15 protein-coding genes are annotated in these 15129 nt (G+C 65.7%); 1 reads left to right on the forward strand and 14 read right to left on the reverse strand.

The window, feature by feature from the left end:
• Positions 1-2: 2 nt before the first annotated feature.
• From HLH35_RS08035 to HLH35_RS08100, 14 genes are all read right to left on the reverse strand, one after another.
• Positions 3-782, reverse strand: coding sequence for a tetratricopeptide repeat protein (locus HLH35_RS08035; protein ID WP_246384950.1), 780 nt, complete (start codon positions 780-782; stop codon positions 3-5).
• A 37-nt stretch (positions 783-819) separates the two neighbouring features.
• Entirely contained in the window at positions 820-1770 is a 951-nt protein-coding gene (locus tag HLH35_RS08040; protein WP_182978644.1) for a type II secretion system F family protein, read from the reverse strand.
• Entirely contained in the window at positions 1767-2729 is a 963-nt protein-coding gene (locus HLH35_RS08045; protein WP_182978645.1) for a type II secretion system F family protein, read from the reverse strand. Before HLH35_RS08045 ends, HLH35_RS08040 begins: the two co-directional genes overlap by 4 nt.
• A complete protein-coding gene (locus HLH35_RS08050; RefSeq protein ID WP_246384951.1) occupies positions 2729-3928 on the reverse strand; it encodes a CpaF family protein in 1200 nt (399 codons plus the stop codon). Before HLH35_RS08050 ends, HLH35_RS08045 begins: the two co-directional genes overlap by 1 nt.
• A gap of 200 nt (positions 3929-4128) precedes the next feature.
• Positions 4129-5355 (reverse strand): AAA family ATPase, encoded by a 1227-nt coding sequence (locus HLH35_RS08055; protein ID WP_182978646.1) that lies wholly within the window; start codon positions 5353-5355, stop codon positions 4129-4131.
• Between the two features lie 3 nt (positions 5356-5358).
• The gene (locus HLH35_RS08060; protein ID WP_182978647.1) at positions 5359-5697 is read right to left on the reverse strand and encodes a CpaD family pilus assembly lipoprotein; all 339 of its coding nucleotides are present in this window, start codon (positions 5695-5697) and stop codon (positions 5359-5361) included.
• An 11-nt stretch (positions 5698-5708) separates the two neighbouring features.
• Complete coding sequence (locus HLH35_RS08065) at positions 5709-7106, reverse strand: type II and III secretion system protein family protein (protein ID WP_182978648.1); 1398 nt, start codon at positions 7104-7106, stop codon at positions 5709-5711.
• Positions 7106-7930, reverse strand: coding sequence for a Flp pilus assembly protein CpaB (cpaB, locus tag HLH35_RS08070; protein ID WP_338029314.1), 825 nt, complete (start codon positions 7928-7930; stop codon positions 7106-7108). Before cpaB ends, HLH35_RS08065 begins: the two co-directional genes overlap by 1 nt.
• A 10-nt stretch (positions 7931-7940) precedes the next feature.
• On the reverse strand, positions 7941-8462 hold the full coding sequence (locus HLH35_RS08075) for an A24 family peptidase (RefSeq protein ID WP_246384952.1): 522 nt from the start codon (positions 8460-8462) through the stop codon (positions 7941-7943).
• A 53-nt stretch (positions 8463-8515) separates the two neighbouring features.
• Positions 8516-8737, reverse strand: coding sequence for a Flp family type IVb pilin (locus HLH35_RS08080; RefSeq protein ID WP_182978651.1), 222 nt, complete (start codon positions 8735-8737; stop codon positions 8516-8518).
• A 219-nt stretch (positions 8738-8956) separates the two neighbouring features.
• Positions 8957-10123, reverse strand: a complete 1167-nt coding sequence (locus HLH35_RS08085; RefSeq protein ID WP_182978652.1) for a glycosyltransferase family 4 protein — start codon at positions 10121-10123, stop codon at positions 8957-8959.
• A 173-nt stretch (positions 10124-10296) separates the two neighbouring features.
• A complete protein-coding gene (locus HLH35_RS08090; protein WP_182978653.1) occupies positions 10297-12060 on the reverse strand; it encodes a heparinase II/III family protein in 1764 nt (587 codons plus the stop codon).
• A 61-nt stretch (positions 12061-12121) separates the two neighbouring features.
• The gene (gene rpe / locus HLH35_RS08095) at positions 12122-12799 is read right to left on the reverse strand and encodes a ribulose-phosphate 3-epimerase (RefSeq protein WP_182978654.1); all 678 of its coding nucleotides are present in this window, start codon (positions 12797-12799) and stop codon (positions 12122-12124) included.
• Positions 12800-12889: 90 nt separating this feature from the next.
• A complete protein-coding gene (locus HLH35_RS08100) occupies positions 12890-14191 on the reverse strand; it encodes an RsmB/NOP family class I SAM-dependent RNA methyltransferase (protein WP_182978655.1) in 1302 nt (433 codons plus the stop codon).
• 138 nt (positions 14192-14329) lie between these two features.
• Between HLH35_RS08100 and HLH35_RS08105 the strand changes: the two genes are divergently transcribed.
• Entirely contained in the window at positions 14330-15094 is a 765-nt protein-coding gene (locus HLH35_RS08105) for a YggS family pyridoxal phosphate-dependent enzyme (RefSeq protein WP_182978656.1), read from the forward strand.
• The last annotated feature ends 35 nt before the right edge of the window (positions 15095-15129 follow it).

A 15129-nucleotide genomic window follows, 5' to 3' on the forward strand; every position in this document is an offset into this window, starting at 1 on the left:
ATCTATGGCGCGGCAATCTGGGGCGCCACGTTCCCAAGCCCCGCACTCTGCGGTGATAGCCCCGTGTCGCGCGCCGCCATATAGACCGACAGAGCCTCGGCGACCTGCTGTGGCGATAGATCGGACGACAGGATACGCGCGGCTTCGTCCCGCTGGCCGCCCATCGCCAGCACCGCTGCCAGATCGTGACGCAATTTGACGCTCGCCGCGGCCTCGTCCGCAAGGGGACGAACCATGCGCTCTGCCGCGCCTGCCTCGCCGCTCATCGCCAGGGACAGCGCCAGATTAACCTGCGCGCCGATCATCTGCGGGTTCGCCGCCAGCGCGCGGCGATATGCCATCTGGGCATCGTCATGCCGGCGCAGCAGATCCCGCGCCACGCCAAGATCGTTCCATGCGGCGGCATTGCCCGGCTCCCGATCAACCGAGAACTGGAACTGTCGCTCGGCCTCGGCCGGGTGCGTCGCCAGCAGGCATCGTCCCAGCCCCAGATGGGCGGCCGCCAGGCCCGGGCGCCCACGCAGAGCCGCGCGATAACTCCATTCCGCCTGCTCCAGCCGCCCAAGCGCCGTCAGCGCGTCGCCCTGGAGCAGCGCGGCCTCCACATCCGTCGGATCATCAGCCAGACGGGCCGTCGTGGCGCGTAGAGCGATCTGCGGCGCACCACCACGCAACGCTGCCCGCGCGACCTCCAGATTCCTGCTCTCACCATGATCCTTGCCACCGCCGACGGCACAGGCGGACAGAACCCCTGCCAGCACGACGAATGCCCATCTCGTCATCACGACCAATCTCACAAATGATATCCCGTCCACTGCATCAGGGGTGGCGATGGTGAAGAACATGCATCACCTGAATCCCGGCGGGGCCGCCGGCAATCAGGAACACGCAGGGCATGATGAACAGCAGCGTCGGCAGCGTCAGCAGAACCGCCAGCCGCGCGGCCCCGGCCTCGTAGCGCGTCAGGGTTTCCTGCCGCAGTTCTGCCGACAATCCGCGCAGCGCGCCCGTAATCGGCGTTCCATATTGCTGCGTCTGCAACAGGGTCGTCGTCAGCCGCTTCAGCCCCTCGACCCCGGTGCGCGCGCCGAGATTGACCAGCACCTGCCTTGTGTCGGCGATCACGCTCAGTTCGCTGGCCGTCTGGGCGAACTCGCCGGCAATCGCGGGACACATCTTCTGCAACTCGACGCTGACCTGGACAATGGCCGGCCCCAGCCCGATCCCGGCCTGGGTGCAGATCACCATCACATCCAGCGCGTCGGGCAGGCCACGCTCGACCTGCCGCAGATAGCGGTTGCGCCGTGCCCGCAGGATGAAATCCGGCAACAGCAGCCCCCCGATCGCGGCCGCCGCCGCAAGCGCCCGGTGCAGCAAGGGCGGCAGGTCACCCCCAAACCGGGACAGGAGGACGACCACCAGCAGCGGCAAAAGAGTCGCCAGCAGGATCTTGACCCCGATGAACAGGCTGACGGCGCTGGCACCTCGCACCCCCGTCGTGGCCAGGGATGCTCGGAGTTCGTCCAGCGTGCCAATGGACAACAACCCCCGCCTGACGATCCATTGGCCCAGGGCGGCGATCAGGCGCAGCGACGACGTGCCCAATCCCCTGACCCCGACCGACGATGCCGCGCGCGTCATCGGTTCCGCTTGCAGGTCGCGCAATCGTCGCCGTATCCGCCGCTGCCGTACCGTCAGCGGCACCAGCATCGCCGCCGCCAGCAGCGTCGCCCCCGTCGCCACACCCAGCACGGGCATCAGGCCTGTCATGTCAGCGTCCTGCGGATGATCGCGCGCATCATGAGAATACCCATCGTCAGCGACCCGGCAGCCAGCACCAGAATCGCATGCCCCGCCGGGTCCGAGAACAGCAGACGGATGTAGGCCCGGTTCGTCAGCCACAGCATCAGACCCAGCACCAGGGGCAGTACGGCCAGCACCGCCGCGCTGGCCCGCGCCTCGGACGCCAGAGCATAGCCACGGGCCTTCAGGGCCAGCCTCCTGCGGATGACATCGGCCAGTCCTTCCAATGTGGCGCGGGGCGAACCGCCGGTCTGGGCTTGCAACGCCAGGGCGGTGGCAAAGAACCGGTATTCCGGCAGGCCCGACCGGGCCGCCAGCTCGCGCAGCCCGTCTTCCAGCGAAACCCCGATGGAAAGCTGCTCCAGCATGCGGGAAAATTCCGACCCTGTCGGCTCCGGCGCCTCGCGGGCCACCCCTCGCATCGCCTCCAGCACCGGAATACCCACACTGACCGATCGGACGATTGTCGACAACACATCGGGAAATTGGCGAAGCTGCCGCCCCTGCCGCCTTTCCATCATCCAGCCGAATGTCGCGCGGCACAGGCAGATCCCGCCGGCAATCATGACCGGAATCGCAAGAAGGCCCAGGGCCTGTTCCGTCATGACCATAAAGGCGCCCGCCGCGATGAATGCCCCGATCGGCACCATCCACCACGGCACAGGATATAGAGCCGCCCCAGCCATATCGACGCCCAGAAGCCCGACAGCGCTTACGGCCAACGGACGCCGCACACGTTGCTGCCGCCTGAACGCCGACAGCTCGACATGCGGCGCCGGGCGATGGGGTTGCGCCACAGCCGCCAACCTTGCGTCGCGCTTACGGCTCCTCTTATGCGTCCGCTCGGCCAGCAGGCCGGTGGCGCTCATGGCCAACAGCCACAGGCCGGACAGAACCAGCAACACCATCGGCGAGACCCCGCCCATCAACATTCGCCGGCGGCCTGTTCAAGGGCGGCATGCCATTCGCGTTCCAGGCCGAAACAGACCAGCCGGCGCATGAACGCCGGCGGCATGCGGCTGACCGCATAGTGCCCGATCAGGCGTCCATCCGCCCCTTCGCCGCGGATCTCAAAGCGGAAGATGTCATTGAGTGTGACGACATCGCCATCCATGCCGCAGATTTCCGTAACCTGGACAATGCGCCGGCTGCCATCGCGCTGGCGCTGCACCTGGATGATCAAGTCGATGGCACCGACGATCTGGGTACGAATCGCGTGCAAAGGCAGAGCCATATTGCCCATCTGCACCATGTTCTCGATGCGTGTCAGCGCATCCCGGGTGGTATTTGCATGTACCGTGGACATGCTGCCGTCATGACCCGTATTCATCGCTTGCAGCATGTCAAAGGCTTCCTGCCCCCGGCATTCCCCGATGATGATACGGTCGGGGCGCATACGCAGCGCGTTGCGCATCAGTTCGCGCTGCGCGATTTCCCCGCCCCCCTCTAGGTTTGCCGGCCGCGTTTCCAGGCGCACTACATGCGGCTGCTGCAATTGCAGTTCCGCCGCGTCCTCGATGGTAATCACCCGCTCCCCGGAATCGATCAACCGCGAGAGGGCGTTCAGCAACGTCGTCTTTCCGGCCCCGGTGCCACCGGAAACGATGATGTTCAGCCGCGCCTGGGCGGCGATGCGCAGCACGCGCGCGACCGGCGCGCTCAGCGAACCGAAGGCGAGCAGCCGCTCGAAATCGATGATCTGCCGCCCGAATTTCCGGATCGTCAGATACGGGCCGTCGAGGGCCAGTGGTGGGAAGACAATATTGACGCGCGACCCGTCCCGCAGCCGCGCATCCGTCATCGGGTTGGATTCATCGATCCGTCGCCCGACGGCAGACGCGATCCGCTGGCAGACTGCCACCAGGTGGGCCGTATCGCGGAACCGCACCCCAGAGGCGATCAGCCTGCCCCTCGTTTCAACGAAGACCCTCTCAGGTCCGTTCACCATGATTTCGCTGATTGCCTCATCATCCAGAAGCGGCTCCAGCGGACCCAGTCCGAGCATGTCAAAGACAAGTTCCTCAGCCAGGACCCGCTGCTCGCGACTATTCAACTGGATGCGCCGCTCGGTCGCGATCTCGGAAATCAGCCGCTCCATATCCGCCCGCAGCCGCTCCGGCGCCATGACGGCCACGGCCGCCGGATCCAGCCGGTCCAGACAGATCGCACGCAGATCGGCAAGGATCGGAAGTGGCAGGCTGGCACCGGCGGGTTCCGTCTTGACCGGAGGACCAGACAGCCGCTCTACCCGCATGGCCGGATCGGGCGCCGAGAGCGGCGTACCCACGACCATGCGCCGGCCGAAGAGCGGAGGCCGAAACCCCGTCATCGCCAACCGAACGGCAGCCAGCGCCGTCCGGTCCCGGCTGTCACCGACACCGACAATCCGGACCCGACATCCAGCATCCCCACTGCGTCGACCTGCCGCGCCAGTTCCAGCATTGCATTGCGGAACGCGCCGCGCGTGGCTGCCGCCGCCTCGCCCAGCGTTTCGGCATTGCCGATCTGGCGTGGCAGGTCGGGAATGGTCAGGTCGACGTGACTTTTGAGCGCGTCCTCTACCTGCCGGCGGTTCAGCGCGCCCACTCGGCCCACGCGGTTCAGGACCAGAACCGGTCGCTGCTTCTGCAATGGGCCGGGAGGAACCTCCAACAGTCTCAAGGTCTCGCGCACCGATGCCAGGGTCGGCTCCAGAACCAGGACGCGCTGATGCACCTCCACCAGCAAGTCACGGCCGAACGCATTCGGCACGAACGGCACATCCGCCACGATAAAATTATATCGATTCCGCAACACACCCAACAGGGCGCGCGTCGCGCCTGGCGCGCAGTTCAGTTCGGTCATGAAATCGAGGCGATCCGCCAGCACATGAAGCCTTTCGGCCACCGGGACGGCTGCGCGTTCCGCCAGCAGCACGTCGATCCGCTCGGGCATCTCCAGCGCTTGGCACAACCCCGCTCCCGCTGCCACATCCAGCAGCAGGGCCGCTATCCCCCGATACAGGTCGGCATCCAGCAGTACCGTATGGCGCTGCATCGCCACACCGGACAACCAGGCCAGATTGGTGGCAATGGTCGAAGCGCCGACTCCGCCCCGTACGCCCGTAACGGTCACGCACCTGCCGCCATTGTCGCGCTCAGGGATCTGACCCACCAGCACCGGTCCGAATTCGCGCGCGATCTTCTCGCGCGTCAGCGGGCGCGGCAGATATTCCAACACACCGAGCCCGCGCGTGACCTCGCGATAGAAATCCGCGCTGTCGACACTGCCGATCAGCAACACCGAAACATCCGGCTCAACCACGTGGGCCAATTCGCGCAGGGCGCTAATCGGCTGCTTCTCGTCCCCGATATCGACAATCAGTATTTTCGGCGTCGCCTGCTTGCGCAAAGCGGCGGTGGCGGCCCGAACAGACCCACGGCGAAGATCGATCGTTAAGCCGACGAACGGTCCCAGCCCGTCGCGAATGATCGCCTCCGTCGCGGCGTCGCCTACAAAGCCCACCAGAAATGGTCTGTCATGCCGGCCCGCCGTATCCATTCCGCCCGTCATCGTTCAGTATCCGTATGCGGAAACGGGCAAGCCGCCGTTTCCACCGGCCGCCAATCCCGATCCGGATCCCATGCCACCGCCGAAAATCCCGCTGGTGGAAGGCAGGCGCTTCGGCTTGTCCTCCCGTACATGCTCGATCGCCAGCACCGCCGCCTGCCCGTCCGTCTCCTGGTCCGACCGTCCTCTCGCAAGATCATGCGGATCGGCCACCATAGCCGCCAGATTTGCCTGATTGGCGCCAGCCGGATGCCAGGCATACGGCTTGCGGTACGGTTCCAGTGAGGAGCAACTCGCCAAAAAAGCCAGGGCACAGAACAGCAGATCGCGCCGGAAATGCCTCATGCCATTCCCCTTCATTCGACGAAGAAACCTGCACTGCCGGGAACGACGACCGGCCGGGCGGCCTGCGTGGGCATCACCTGCCGCAGCAGCAACAGGCGGTCCAACTCGCCGGGTACCCCGGTCATGTCAGTCGGTGCCATCATGCGGGCGCGATCAGCTACCGGCCGCACCAGATACGGCGTGACCAGAATGACCAGTTCGGTCTCCTGCCGGTTGAAATTACCAGACCGAAACAGCGAACCCAGCACTGGGATATCGCCTGCGCCGGGAATGGCCTTGGTCGAATCCGTCTGCGAATCCTCCAGCAACCCGGCAATGGCGAAGGTCTCGCCGCTGCCTAGCTCCACTGTCGTCTCCGCCCTCCGGACGGTCAGGGCGGGAATGACGGAGGTAGAACCAGACGTGGTGACCGAGACGCTGTTCTGATTGCTCAACTGGCTCACTTCCGGCACCACATGCAGGTTGATCCGCCCGTTGCTGAAGACCGTCGGCAGGAATGCCAGACTGACGCCGTAGCTCTTGAAGGCAACCGAAATGGCTCCGGCCTGCTGCGCCAGGGGAATGGGATATTGGCCTCCCACCTGGAAGCTGGCGCTCTGCCCACTCATGACCGTCAGATTCGGCTCCGCGAGCAGGCGCACCAGATTGTCCTGAGCCAACGCATCCACTACGCCGTTAACGTTACTGCCCAGGCAAAACGGATTGCGGGTGGCGACGCAGGCGGCCGTGCTGGCATTCATGTTCAGCGTCAGCGCCGGAAAACTGCCGAACTTTCCCATATTGCCGACCGCCTGCCAGTCGATGCCCAGTTGGCGAACCACGTTCCGGTCCATCTCGGCGATCCGCACGACCAGCGTGACCTGGGTAGCCGAACGGATAGCGATCCGGTTGTTCACCCCTTGGCCATCGGCCAGAAACCCCCGCGCGATCTCCTCCGCCTTCGCCGCATCCTCGGGCGCTTCGACCACGCCCGTCAGCACCAGATTCCGCAGATCGGCCAGAATCCGGACCTGGCTGCCGGGCAGTTGTCGCGCGATCTCGGCCTCGGCCTGCGATGCCCCGTAATGCGAAGGCGTAACGTCGATCGTAAATTGTGCGATCACCCGACCATCGGCATCGCTCGCCATTACCGTGGTCCGGCCGGCTGCCACACCGTAGAGAACCATACTCGCCCCCCCGGCAAGACGAACCTGCACGATCTTGGGATCAACGACGAAGATCCTTGCGGCGGGGCCAGGCAGGTATTCCATGTGCCCGCTGCCGGCCTCCAGGCGAAGAGCATGCACCCCGTCGGCCGTTTCTCCCGCGCCGGTTTCCTGCCCACGGGGGCTCGCCAACGGCAGGGCGCAAAGGGCCGCCGCCGCGACCAGCCGCACCGCACTCCGGGCCGCAACCACGCTAACCCGCATCAGAACCGAACTTCCTTTCCATCCGCTCCGCCCTCATAGAGCATGACTGAACGGGCAGTCGGCGCCAGCACCGTGGCATCGCGCATGGTCCGTGAAACATCACCTGCCCAGGCGGCAGGCGGGGCCAGTTCGGGTTCGACGTCGGGCTGTGCTGAGCGCACCGCAAGCGACAGGCGCCCCATATGCGTCGCTACAGAAACCCGTTCCGCCTGGGTCGCGGTAACCTCCAGCGTCACCGTTCGCGCCTGTGGCTGCCTGCCAGCATCGCCTCCCTGCACCAGGCGGCGGTCGATGGCGATCACCCGCACGTTCGACAGAACGATTTCGGCCACCACGCGCCGTTCGGCCCGAGGTTCGGTGGGAAAAGTCTGGGTCAGGATCAGGTCAACATGGTCACCAGGCCAGATCAGCCCGGCCGTTCCCGTAATCGCATCGACGCCGACCGTCACCGCCCGCATGCCTCCATGCAGGGCAACGGCCAGAAATCCCCTATCGCCCGGACGCAATAAATCGCCGGATCGCAGAACCATCCGGCTCGCAGCGCCATGAAGCAGCATGGCACCTGTCAGTGCCTCACGCGCTTCGGGCGAATCGACCGTCATATCGGTACCTGCCCGTTCTCGGGGGATGTCGACTGTGGTGACGTCCTCCGGCTTCAGCAGATATCCTCCGTCCAGCGGCCGGGACGCAGCCAGCACCCTGACCATGACGACTTGCCGCACCACCGGTTTCGCGATCGGAGGATGGGTCGCGATCCATGCCACCGTCCCGAATCCCCCCAGCCCGATTGCCATAAGAACAAAGAAAACAAAGCGAAACATCATATGGACCCGATTACAGGAAGACGATCAGACTTCCTCCCGTTATGGCGCAGACATAGGGTAGAGAGCATCCGCGATGCAGCCGCCAGCGCTCGATCCGCAGGACACGTCCGATGCCGTTTCGAGGGACCGTTCCTCCATGTTGCGGCGGCAAGCTGGCCCTGCCCAGCAGATAAGCCAGCGCCAGCACGCCGCCAGCCAATGCGATATCCATAACCAGTACCGGCACCTGGTCGGGGCGCAACGCAAGGCCCACGGCCCCCAGCAACTTGGCGTCTCCGCCCCCCATCCAGCCACGCGACCAGCAGGCTACCCCCAATGCAAACAGGCACAGGCCGGACAGGAGCCCGCGCCACGGATGGCCAGCCAGACAGGCGAGAAGAAAATCCAGCCCCGCGACGCCCAGAACCAGTTGGTCGGAGACCTGCCGGGTCGCGATATCATGAAGAGCAGCGCGCAACAAAAGCACGACCACACCGCCCAGACAGGCCAAGGCCAGGAACCACCTGGCCGTTCCGACAAGGGCATGAAACATCACGAAGGATTTCGACCCCGCCCAAGGGCAGCCGACATGGTTATCCGCCCTCGTTACTGGGCATTCGCACCACCATTCTGGGGGGTCCCGTCAGTCGAGTCGGTCGTCGGAAGCTGGCTCGCCACACTGTTGAATGTATTGCCCAAATTCTTGCCAAGAGTCGTCAAGGCGGTAATGGCCACGACGGCAACCAGCGCTGCGATCAGCCCATATTCCAGCATAGTTACGCCCCGTCGATCGCACTTCAGGGCCATAATTTCCCGCAGGAACCGCATGACATTCGCCCTCTCCAAATATTCTTGAGAGCCCACAAATCCGCTGGACAGACTCAATACCGATTGCATTCACGATAGCGGAGCCCGAAACGGGCCAGCTTTTCAATCGATTTTTTAAGTCAATATTAATATGCTAGCCACGAAAACCCGGCCTGTCCATACGGTGCCCGTGGAAAACCACATGATAATATTATGTCGTTTGCGCCACCAGCCAGTTCCTCAAACGGGCGGGTTCTCATTGCCCGGCACCTTGTTTTCTTCGTTCTCCTCACCGCCATGACCCAGTAGCGCCGCGACGGCGTTGGCGGTAATTGTCGCTTCATCATAACGGCTGCGGGCACGCTGTCGCCCAGCTTCGCCCATCCGGTACCGCAGGTCCCCATCCCGTGCCAGACGCAGCAGCGCCCGGGCCAGCGGCGCGGCCTCGCCGGCGGGCACCAGCAGCCCGGTGCGCCCGGTCACCACCTGCTCGCGCGGACCACGGATATCAGTTGCCACGACCGGCAACCCGCTCAGCATCGCCTCGATCACCGACATCGGCAGGCCCTCGAAATAACTGGGCAGGACAAATATATCCGCAGCCGCCAGCAGGGCCGGAATATCCCGGCGATATCCCAGCCGGCGCAACCGGCCACCGAGTTCCGCCTCCGCCCGAGCGAAACTCTCGTCCAGCGACGGGCCATGATCCGAGGCCAGGCGTTCGCCCACCACCCAAAGTTCCGCCCCGGGAACCTGTTCCATGGCTTCGAGCAGTTCCGGATAGCCCTTGTGCCGCACCAGTCGCGAAACGACGATGATAACAACCGCGCTCGCGGACACGCCCAGTTCAGTACGAATCCGCTGCCGCGATTCGGGGTCGGGATGAAAGCTGGCCGGATCGCGGCCATTACCCAGCGCGAGCGGAGTTGGGTGGATGCGCAGGCGTTGCGCATCCTCGGCCTCCTGCGTGGAAACGGTGAAATAGCGGTCCGTGATCCGGCCGGCCATCCATTCCAAAGCCAGCGACAGGCCACGCCGAGGCATTGCTCCAGGCTGGTTGAACAGAAATCCATGGCAGGTATAGGCCACGCATTGAACGCCGCAGAGCTTCGCCGCCAGCCGCCCCAGCAGGCCGCTGATCGGCATATGCGCATGCACGATGTCCGGCTGCTCCCGCTGAATCAGGTTCATCAGCGCCGTCAGCGCCTGGATCTGCGCCCGCGGCGAAAAGGACCGCACCATCGGAACCGTCTCGACCCGAAATCCCTCGTCCCTCACCTCGGCCAGCAAGGGCCCATCCGCGCAGACGCCGACAACCTCGTGCCCCTCGGCCCGCAACCCCCGCATCAGAGGCAGAAGAAAATGCCGAAGGGAAAAATCGACGTTGGTAACTTCAAGAATCTTCATCGTCGTTCACACGCGATCCGCGCCGACCATCCGCATGCAGAACATTCTTTCCCTTCGTCTCCACGCCATGCCCCTCTCTTAGCATCGTGCCCTATCTTCCCGGAAACCCTCACGGGCATGTTCAGGACACGCAATGCCACGGCGACGGGCAGCATGGCCCGGTGGAGACCGGCCTATCCTTCCATCCGCATCAATCCCCAGCGAACGATCTGGCGCGTCCGCTCCCCGCTTCCTGTCCGCGCTGCGCGGGCGGGAGAAGCCGGAACATCCGCTTTCGTCTCAGGCGCCTCACTGTCACCGTCCCTGTCGGGCAGGGCCCCTTCACCGGGCTGCATCTCCATCGCGGCATCCGGTGGAGACTCTTCCGTCGCTTCAGCCGTCGGCTCGTCGCCCGGACGCACATGGATGACGATCTGGCGCGTCCGTTCGGGTTTCAGCCCACCGCAATAGATACTCTCCTCGACTGCGAGCGTCCCGCCATCAGCCCGAAATTTCCAGATCCGCCCGCCGACGTCCAGGACGACGATCTGCCCCTCAGCATCCCATTCCGCCCCGACTGAAGGATGAAGATGAAAACGCAGATCGAAGGATTGCATCCGCTCACCCTCGACGATTTCCTCGCCCCGCAGGTCTTCCCCCCCCTCCCCCAGATAGAGCCGGCGACGCCACGAGGCACCGAACGGAGCGTGATAGCCGTCATGTGACAGGTCCAGCCAATGGGCCCCGTCCTGGCCCATCTGTTCCGCGGTCACATGCGCGGGCCGACGCTGAATATCACCATCGGGCCCGATATCCGAAGACGACCGACCCTCCAGCACCAGCAGCGAATGCGCGGCACTTTCACGCAGCGCGCGCCGCCATTCCGCCGTTTGCCCGGCACCGCAATTGACGATCACGCGCTGCCGCGCCACCGAGAATTCGAAAGACAACGTCCCCGCATGGGCCAGCGCATCGAAACCAGGCGGCGGAGGCGCCGCCGCGTCGACCAGCAGCAGGGATCGTCCGACCTGCAACCGGATAACCCCCCCATCGGGCATGGTGGTCGCCACCACCCGCGACCGGGTCGATTGCGCCAGCACCATCTCGATCATCGCCACATTGCCGGCATGGCTGCCGTTGAACAGCGCCAGCCCCCCGTCACCATGCCGCATGGCCCGCAGCACCGGGCTCATGCGATCAAGTGCCAACGCCAGTGAGTCCGGCAACGGCAACTGGGCCGCCTGTAGCATCGCCCGCATTTCGGCCAGTTCGCGCAATGCCAGAAACTGGATTTCGGGGCTGCGCTGGATGTGACACCCATCCTGCATGATCTGCCGCGCCAGCTCGGCATCCAGATAGCGCATGAACCGGGAAAGGAAGCCACTATGTTCGGGCATCGCGATCGCCGCGGCCAGCAGGCCCTTGAAGGCGATCAGTGCCCGCCAGTCGTGCGTCTCGGGCGGCAGCAGCGCTGCGATCGTTCGCCCCTCGGCCAGCAGCCGCTGCATCAGGCGCTGGCGGAACCCGTCATCGGCCGATGCGGCGAAGAAATCATAATGCCCCAGCCACGCGGCCAGCCGGGCGCCAGTCACGGCGCAGTCGCGCACCATCGGGTCGGTCGGCGGATGGGCCAGCCAGTCATTGACCAGCGCGCGTGCCTGGAGCCGCGCCGAATCGGTTCCGACGGCGCGCAGGTCCCGCAGCCATGTGAAGCCATGCAGATAGGCCCGGAACGAATCGGGATAGGACGGATCCTCCCATCGCCCCGGCCCGATTCGCCGCGTAACCCCGGCGTAGGTCAGGCTGCCAAGGGCCAGTTGCGCCCCCGATGTCGGGTCACCGGGCCACAAATCGCGCACGGCATGGACCGGGGCCGCGGGAACGCGCCCCAACCCCGCCAGAGATGGCAGGCGAGCCAGCGAAAGACGCGCATCCTGGCTCCAACGTCGCAGGACCATCAGGCCCCTCTCATTTCACGAGACAGATCCATCCACCCCATGCATGACCGCCCGCTCTGGATCATACAGCCTGTCTGGCCGCCCCGCGCAGGCCCGCAATCGCCCGCTCGTAATCCGGCTGGCCATAGACCGACGTCCCGGCCACCAACATGTCAGCTCCGGCTTCGGTCGCCAGCGCGGCGGTCCGAACGTCCACGCCACCATCGACACCGATCCGGATGTCCCGGCCGGTCGCCTCTGCCATCCGGCGCAGCGTGCGGATCTTGTCCAACTGGCTGGTCAGGAATTTCTGGCCGCCAAATCCCGGATTGACGGTCATGACCAGAATCACATCCACCAGGTCCAGCACTTCCTCCACGGCCTGCGCCGGGGTCGCCGGACACAGGGCGACGCCCGGTTTCACGCCCAGCGCGCGGATATGCTGCAAAGTCCGATGCGTATGGGGCCCCGCCTCGATATGCACATGAATATGGTCGGCCCCCGCCTGGGCGAACATCTCCAGATATGGATCGACCGGCGCCATCATCAAATGCACGTCGAACACCAAGCCTGACTGTGGGCGTAGCGCCTTGATCAGTTGCGCACCGAAAGACAGATTCGGCACGAAATGGCCATCCATCACATCCAGATGCAGCCAGTCGGCTCCAGCCCGCTCGACGGCTGCGACTTCCTCCGCCATGCGGGAAAAATCGGCCGAAAGGACACTGGGTGCGATAAGGGGGGGGAAATGAATGGACATGGTTTGCAGTGTAACAGGAAATCACGGGCGGCATGCAAGCAGTTGCGTACCGCCCGTGGCGACCGATTTCTGTCACGTTCTCAAGAGAAGCTAGGCGCGACGGAAACGTGCGGCAAAGAACCCGTCCATCCCTCCCATTCCGGCCCATAGTGCGGGGTGGGTCCGCAGCCAGCCTTCCGGGGTGCGCGCCTCGGGTAGCATCGCCAGTTCCTCCACCGAGAACGGGTCAGGCACCAGCCCCATCGCGGCCGCGGCGCGGGCACGTTCCGGCCCCTCCTCGGGCTGAAGTGAGCAGACGGCATAGACCACGCGCCCGCCGGGACGCAGCATGTCGCGCGCGGCCGCCAGCAGCCGGTCCTGCCCCTCGGTCAGGGCCTGCAGGTCGCGTGGGCGCTTGATCCACAACACATCTGGGTGGCGTCGTGCGGTGCCGGTCGCCGAACAGGGCGCATCCAGCAGCACGCCATCCAGCAGCGCGTCAGGCCGCCAGGTGGTCGCATCGCCCAGCACAGTCGTCACCCGCTCCGTCAGGGCGAGGCGCGCCAGATTCTCCTGCAGCCGCGCCATCCGGCCCGCTTCGCGCTCGATGGCCGTAACCTCGGCCCCGGCGAAGGCCAATTGTGCCGTCTTGCCCCCCGGTGCCGCGCACAGATCCGCAATCCGCTCGCCCGGCTGCGCCGCCAGCAGACGCGCGGGCAGCGATGCCGCTGCGTCCTGAACCCAGAATGCCCCCTCGGCATATCCCGGCAATTCCGCCACCCGCGTCCCAGCCGGCAGCCGCGCCGTACCGGTGGGCAACAGCTCCGCACCGGGCGGGCATGTGGCACCGGGACGCATCGTCAGATCCAGCGGCGCCTCACGCCCCAGGGCTTCGGCGATGGGCCGTGCCAATTCGCCCCACGCGCTCCACAGCCACGGCGGCACGTCCAGCCGATCCTGGTCCAACCCATCCAGCGCACCCGCGCCGGCCTGCGCGACGCGGCGAAGTACCGCATTCACCAGCCCGGCGAACGGCGTCAGGCCACGCCGGCGCGCCAGGGAGACTGCGGTGCCGACAGCCGCATGTGCGGGCGTGTCCAGAAACAGGATCTGCGCCACGCCAATCAGCAGCACCGTCCGCACCGGCAGCGGCGGTTCCTTCTTCAGGAAAGGTTCCAGCACCATTCCGGCCGTTCCCAGGTGGCGCAGCACGGTCGCCGCCAGCCGGTGCGCGGCGGCACGGTCGCGTGCATCTGCACCGCGCGCCGCCAGCGACTGGTCCAGGCTGTTTTCCAGCATGCGGCGATGTTCCAGAACGCCCTGCACGATATCGAAGGCGATATCCCGTGTCGGGTCCGCCCCGGCCCCGCGCGGTCCGCGCTGCCCCCGTCCGTCTGGTGCGCCCTGGCTCATGGTGCGTCCGCTCCTCCCGTCCCGTTCCATATGCCGCGTGCTGATGGCATGCCCGTCTTCACGCCGCCACCCCTTCGGGCCGGGAATCTACGTCATATTCCCCTTGACCGGCGACCGGCCCCGGCCAACCGTAACGGTATGACGACCACGTTCTCCGCCGCCACGGCCGACACCCCGTCCTGCCCATCCCCGATCGCCACCGCCCTGGCCGGCATTCGGGAGCGGATCGCGGCGGCGGCCCACCGCGCACACCGCGCGCCGGATACGGTCACGCTGGTCGCGGTTTCGAAATTCCATCCCCAGTCGAGTGTGCTGGAGGCTCTGCAAGCCGGTCAGGCCGTGTTCGGCGAAAACCGCGTGCAGGAAGCAGCGGAGAAATTCCCCCCGCTGCGCGACGCCTGGCCCGCCCTGCGTCTGCATATCATCGGCGGCCTGCAGACCAACAAAGTCCTGGAGGCGGTGCGGATCGCCGACATGATCGAAAGTCTGGACCGCCCGTCCCTGGCCGACGCGCTGGCCCGGGCCGCCGACCGCGCGGGACGCCTGCCGGATCTGCTGGTACAGGTGAACACCGGCGACGAATCCCAAAAATCCGGCATCCCCCGCGTACAGGCCGACAGTTTCATCACCTCGTGCCGCCAGCGTTTCGGCGACGCCGTGCGGGGCCTCATGTGCATTCCGCCGGCCGACGCGGACCCGGTGCCGCATTTCCGCTATCTGGCGGACCTGGCCCGGGCGCACGACCTGAAGCTGCTGTCCATGGGCATGTCGGCGGATTTCGAGGCGGCGATCACGGCGGGGGCCACCCATGTGCGCGTGGGCAGCGCGATCTTCGGCCATCGACCTGCCAGCCCACCGAATAGCGCAATCCCGCCCGCTCGCCTTGCTGCCCCCGAATCATGACGCTATGCCGGAAGACAACGCGGCCGGCGCGCCGT

The organism is Gluconacetobacter asukensis (assembly GCF_014174375.1).
In the GTDB taxonomy this organism is placed as follows: Bacteria; Pseudomonadota; Alphaproteobacteria; order Acetobacterales; family Acetobacteraceae; genus Gluconacetobacter; species Gluconacetobacter asukensis.

Excerpts from the sequence above, each read along its gene's own strand:
- HLH35_RS08035 (WP_246384950.1), bottom strand. The coding sequence starts at position 782 with ATGACGAGATGGGCATTCGTCGTGCTGGCAGGGGTTCTGTCCGCCTGT.
- HLH35_RS08040 (WP_182978644.1), bottom strand. The coding sequence starts at position 1,770 with ATGACAGGCCTGATGCCCGTGCTGGGTGTGGCGACGGGGGCGACGCTG.
- HLH35_RS08045 (WP_182978645.1), bottom strand. The coding sequence starts at position 2,729 with ATGGGCGGGGTCTCGCCGATGGTGTTGCTGGTTCTGTCCGGCCTGTGG.
- HLH35_RS08050 (WP_246384951.1), bottom strand. The coding sequence starts at position 3,928 with ATGGCGCCGGAGCGGCTGCGGGCGGATATGGAGCGGCTGATTTCCGAG.
- HLH35_RS08055 (WP_182978646.1), bottom strand. The coding sequence starts at position 5,355 with ATGACGGGCGGAATGGATACGGCGGGCCGGCATGACAGACCATTTCTG.
- HLH35_RS08060 (WP_182978647.1), bottom strand. The coding sequence starts at position 5,697 with ATGAGGCATTTCCGGCGCGATCTGCTGTTCTGTGCCCTGGCTTTTTTG.
- HLH35_RS08065 (WP_182978648.1), bottom strand. The coding sequence starts at position 7,106 with ATGCGGGTTAGCGTGGTTGCGGCCCGGAGTGCGGTGCGGCTGGTCGCG.
- cpaB (WP_338029314.1), bottom strand. The coding sequence starts at position 7,930 with ATGATGTTTCGCTTTGTTTTCTTTGTTCTTATGGCAATCGGGCTGGGG.
- HLH35_RS08075 (WP_246384952.1), bottom strand. The coding sequence starts at position 8,462 with ATGTTTCATGCCCTTGTCGGAACGGCCAGGTGGTTCCTGGCCTTGGCC.
- HLH35_RS08080 (WP_182978651.1), bottom strand. The coding sequence starts at position 8,737 with ATGCGGTTCCTGCGGGAAATTATGGCCCTGAAGTGCGATCGACGGGGC.
- HLH35_RS08085 (WP_182978652.1), bottom strand. The coding sequence starts at position 10,123 with ATGAAGATTCTTGAAGTTACCAACGTCGATTTTTCCCTTCGGCATTTT.
- HLH35_RS08090 (WP_182978653.1), bottom strand. The coding sequence starts at position 12,060 with ATGGTCCTGCGACGTTGGAGCCAGGATGCGCGTCTTTCGCTGGCTCGC.
- rpe (WP_182978654.1), bottom strand. The coding sequence starts at position 12,799 with ATGTCCATTCATTTCCCCCCCCTTATCGCACCCAGTGTCCTTTCGGCC.
- HLH35_RS08100 (WP_182978655.1), bottom strand. The coding sequence starts at position 14,191 with ATGAGCCAGGGCGCACCAGACGGACGGGGGCAGCGCGGACCGCGCGGG.
- HLH35_RS08105 (WP_182978656.1), top strand. The coding sequence starts at position 14,330 with ATGACGACCACGTTCTCCGCCGCCACGGCCGACACCCCGTCCTGCCCA.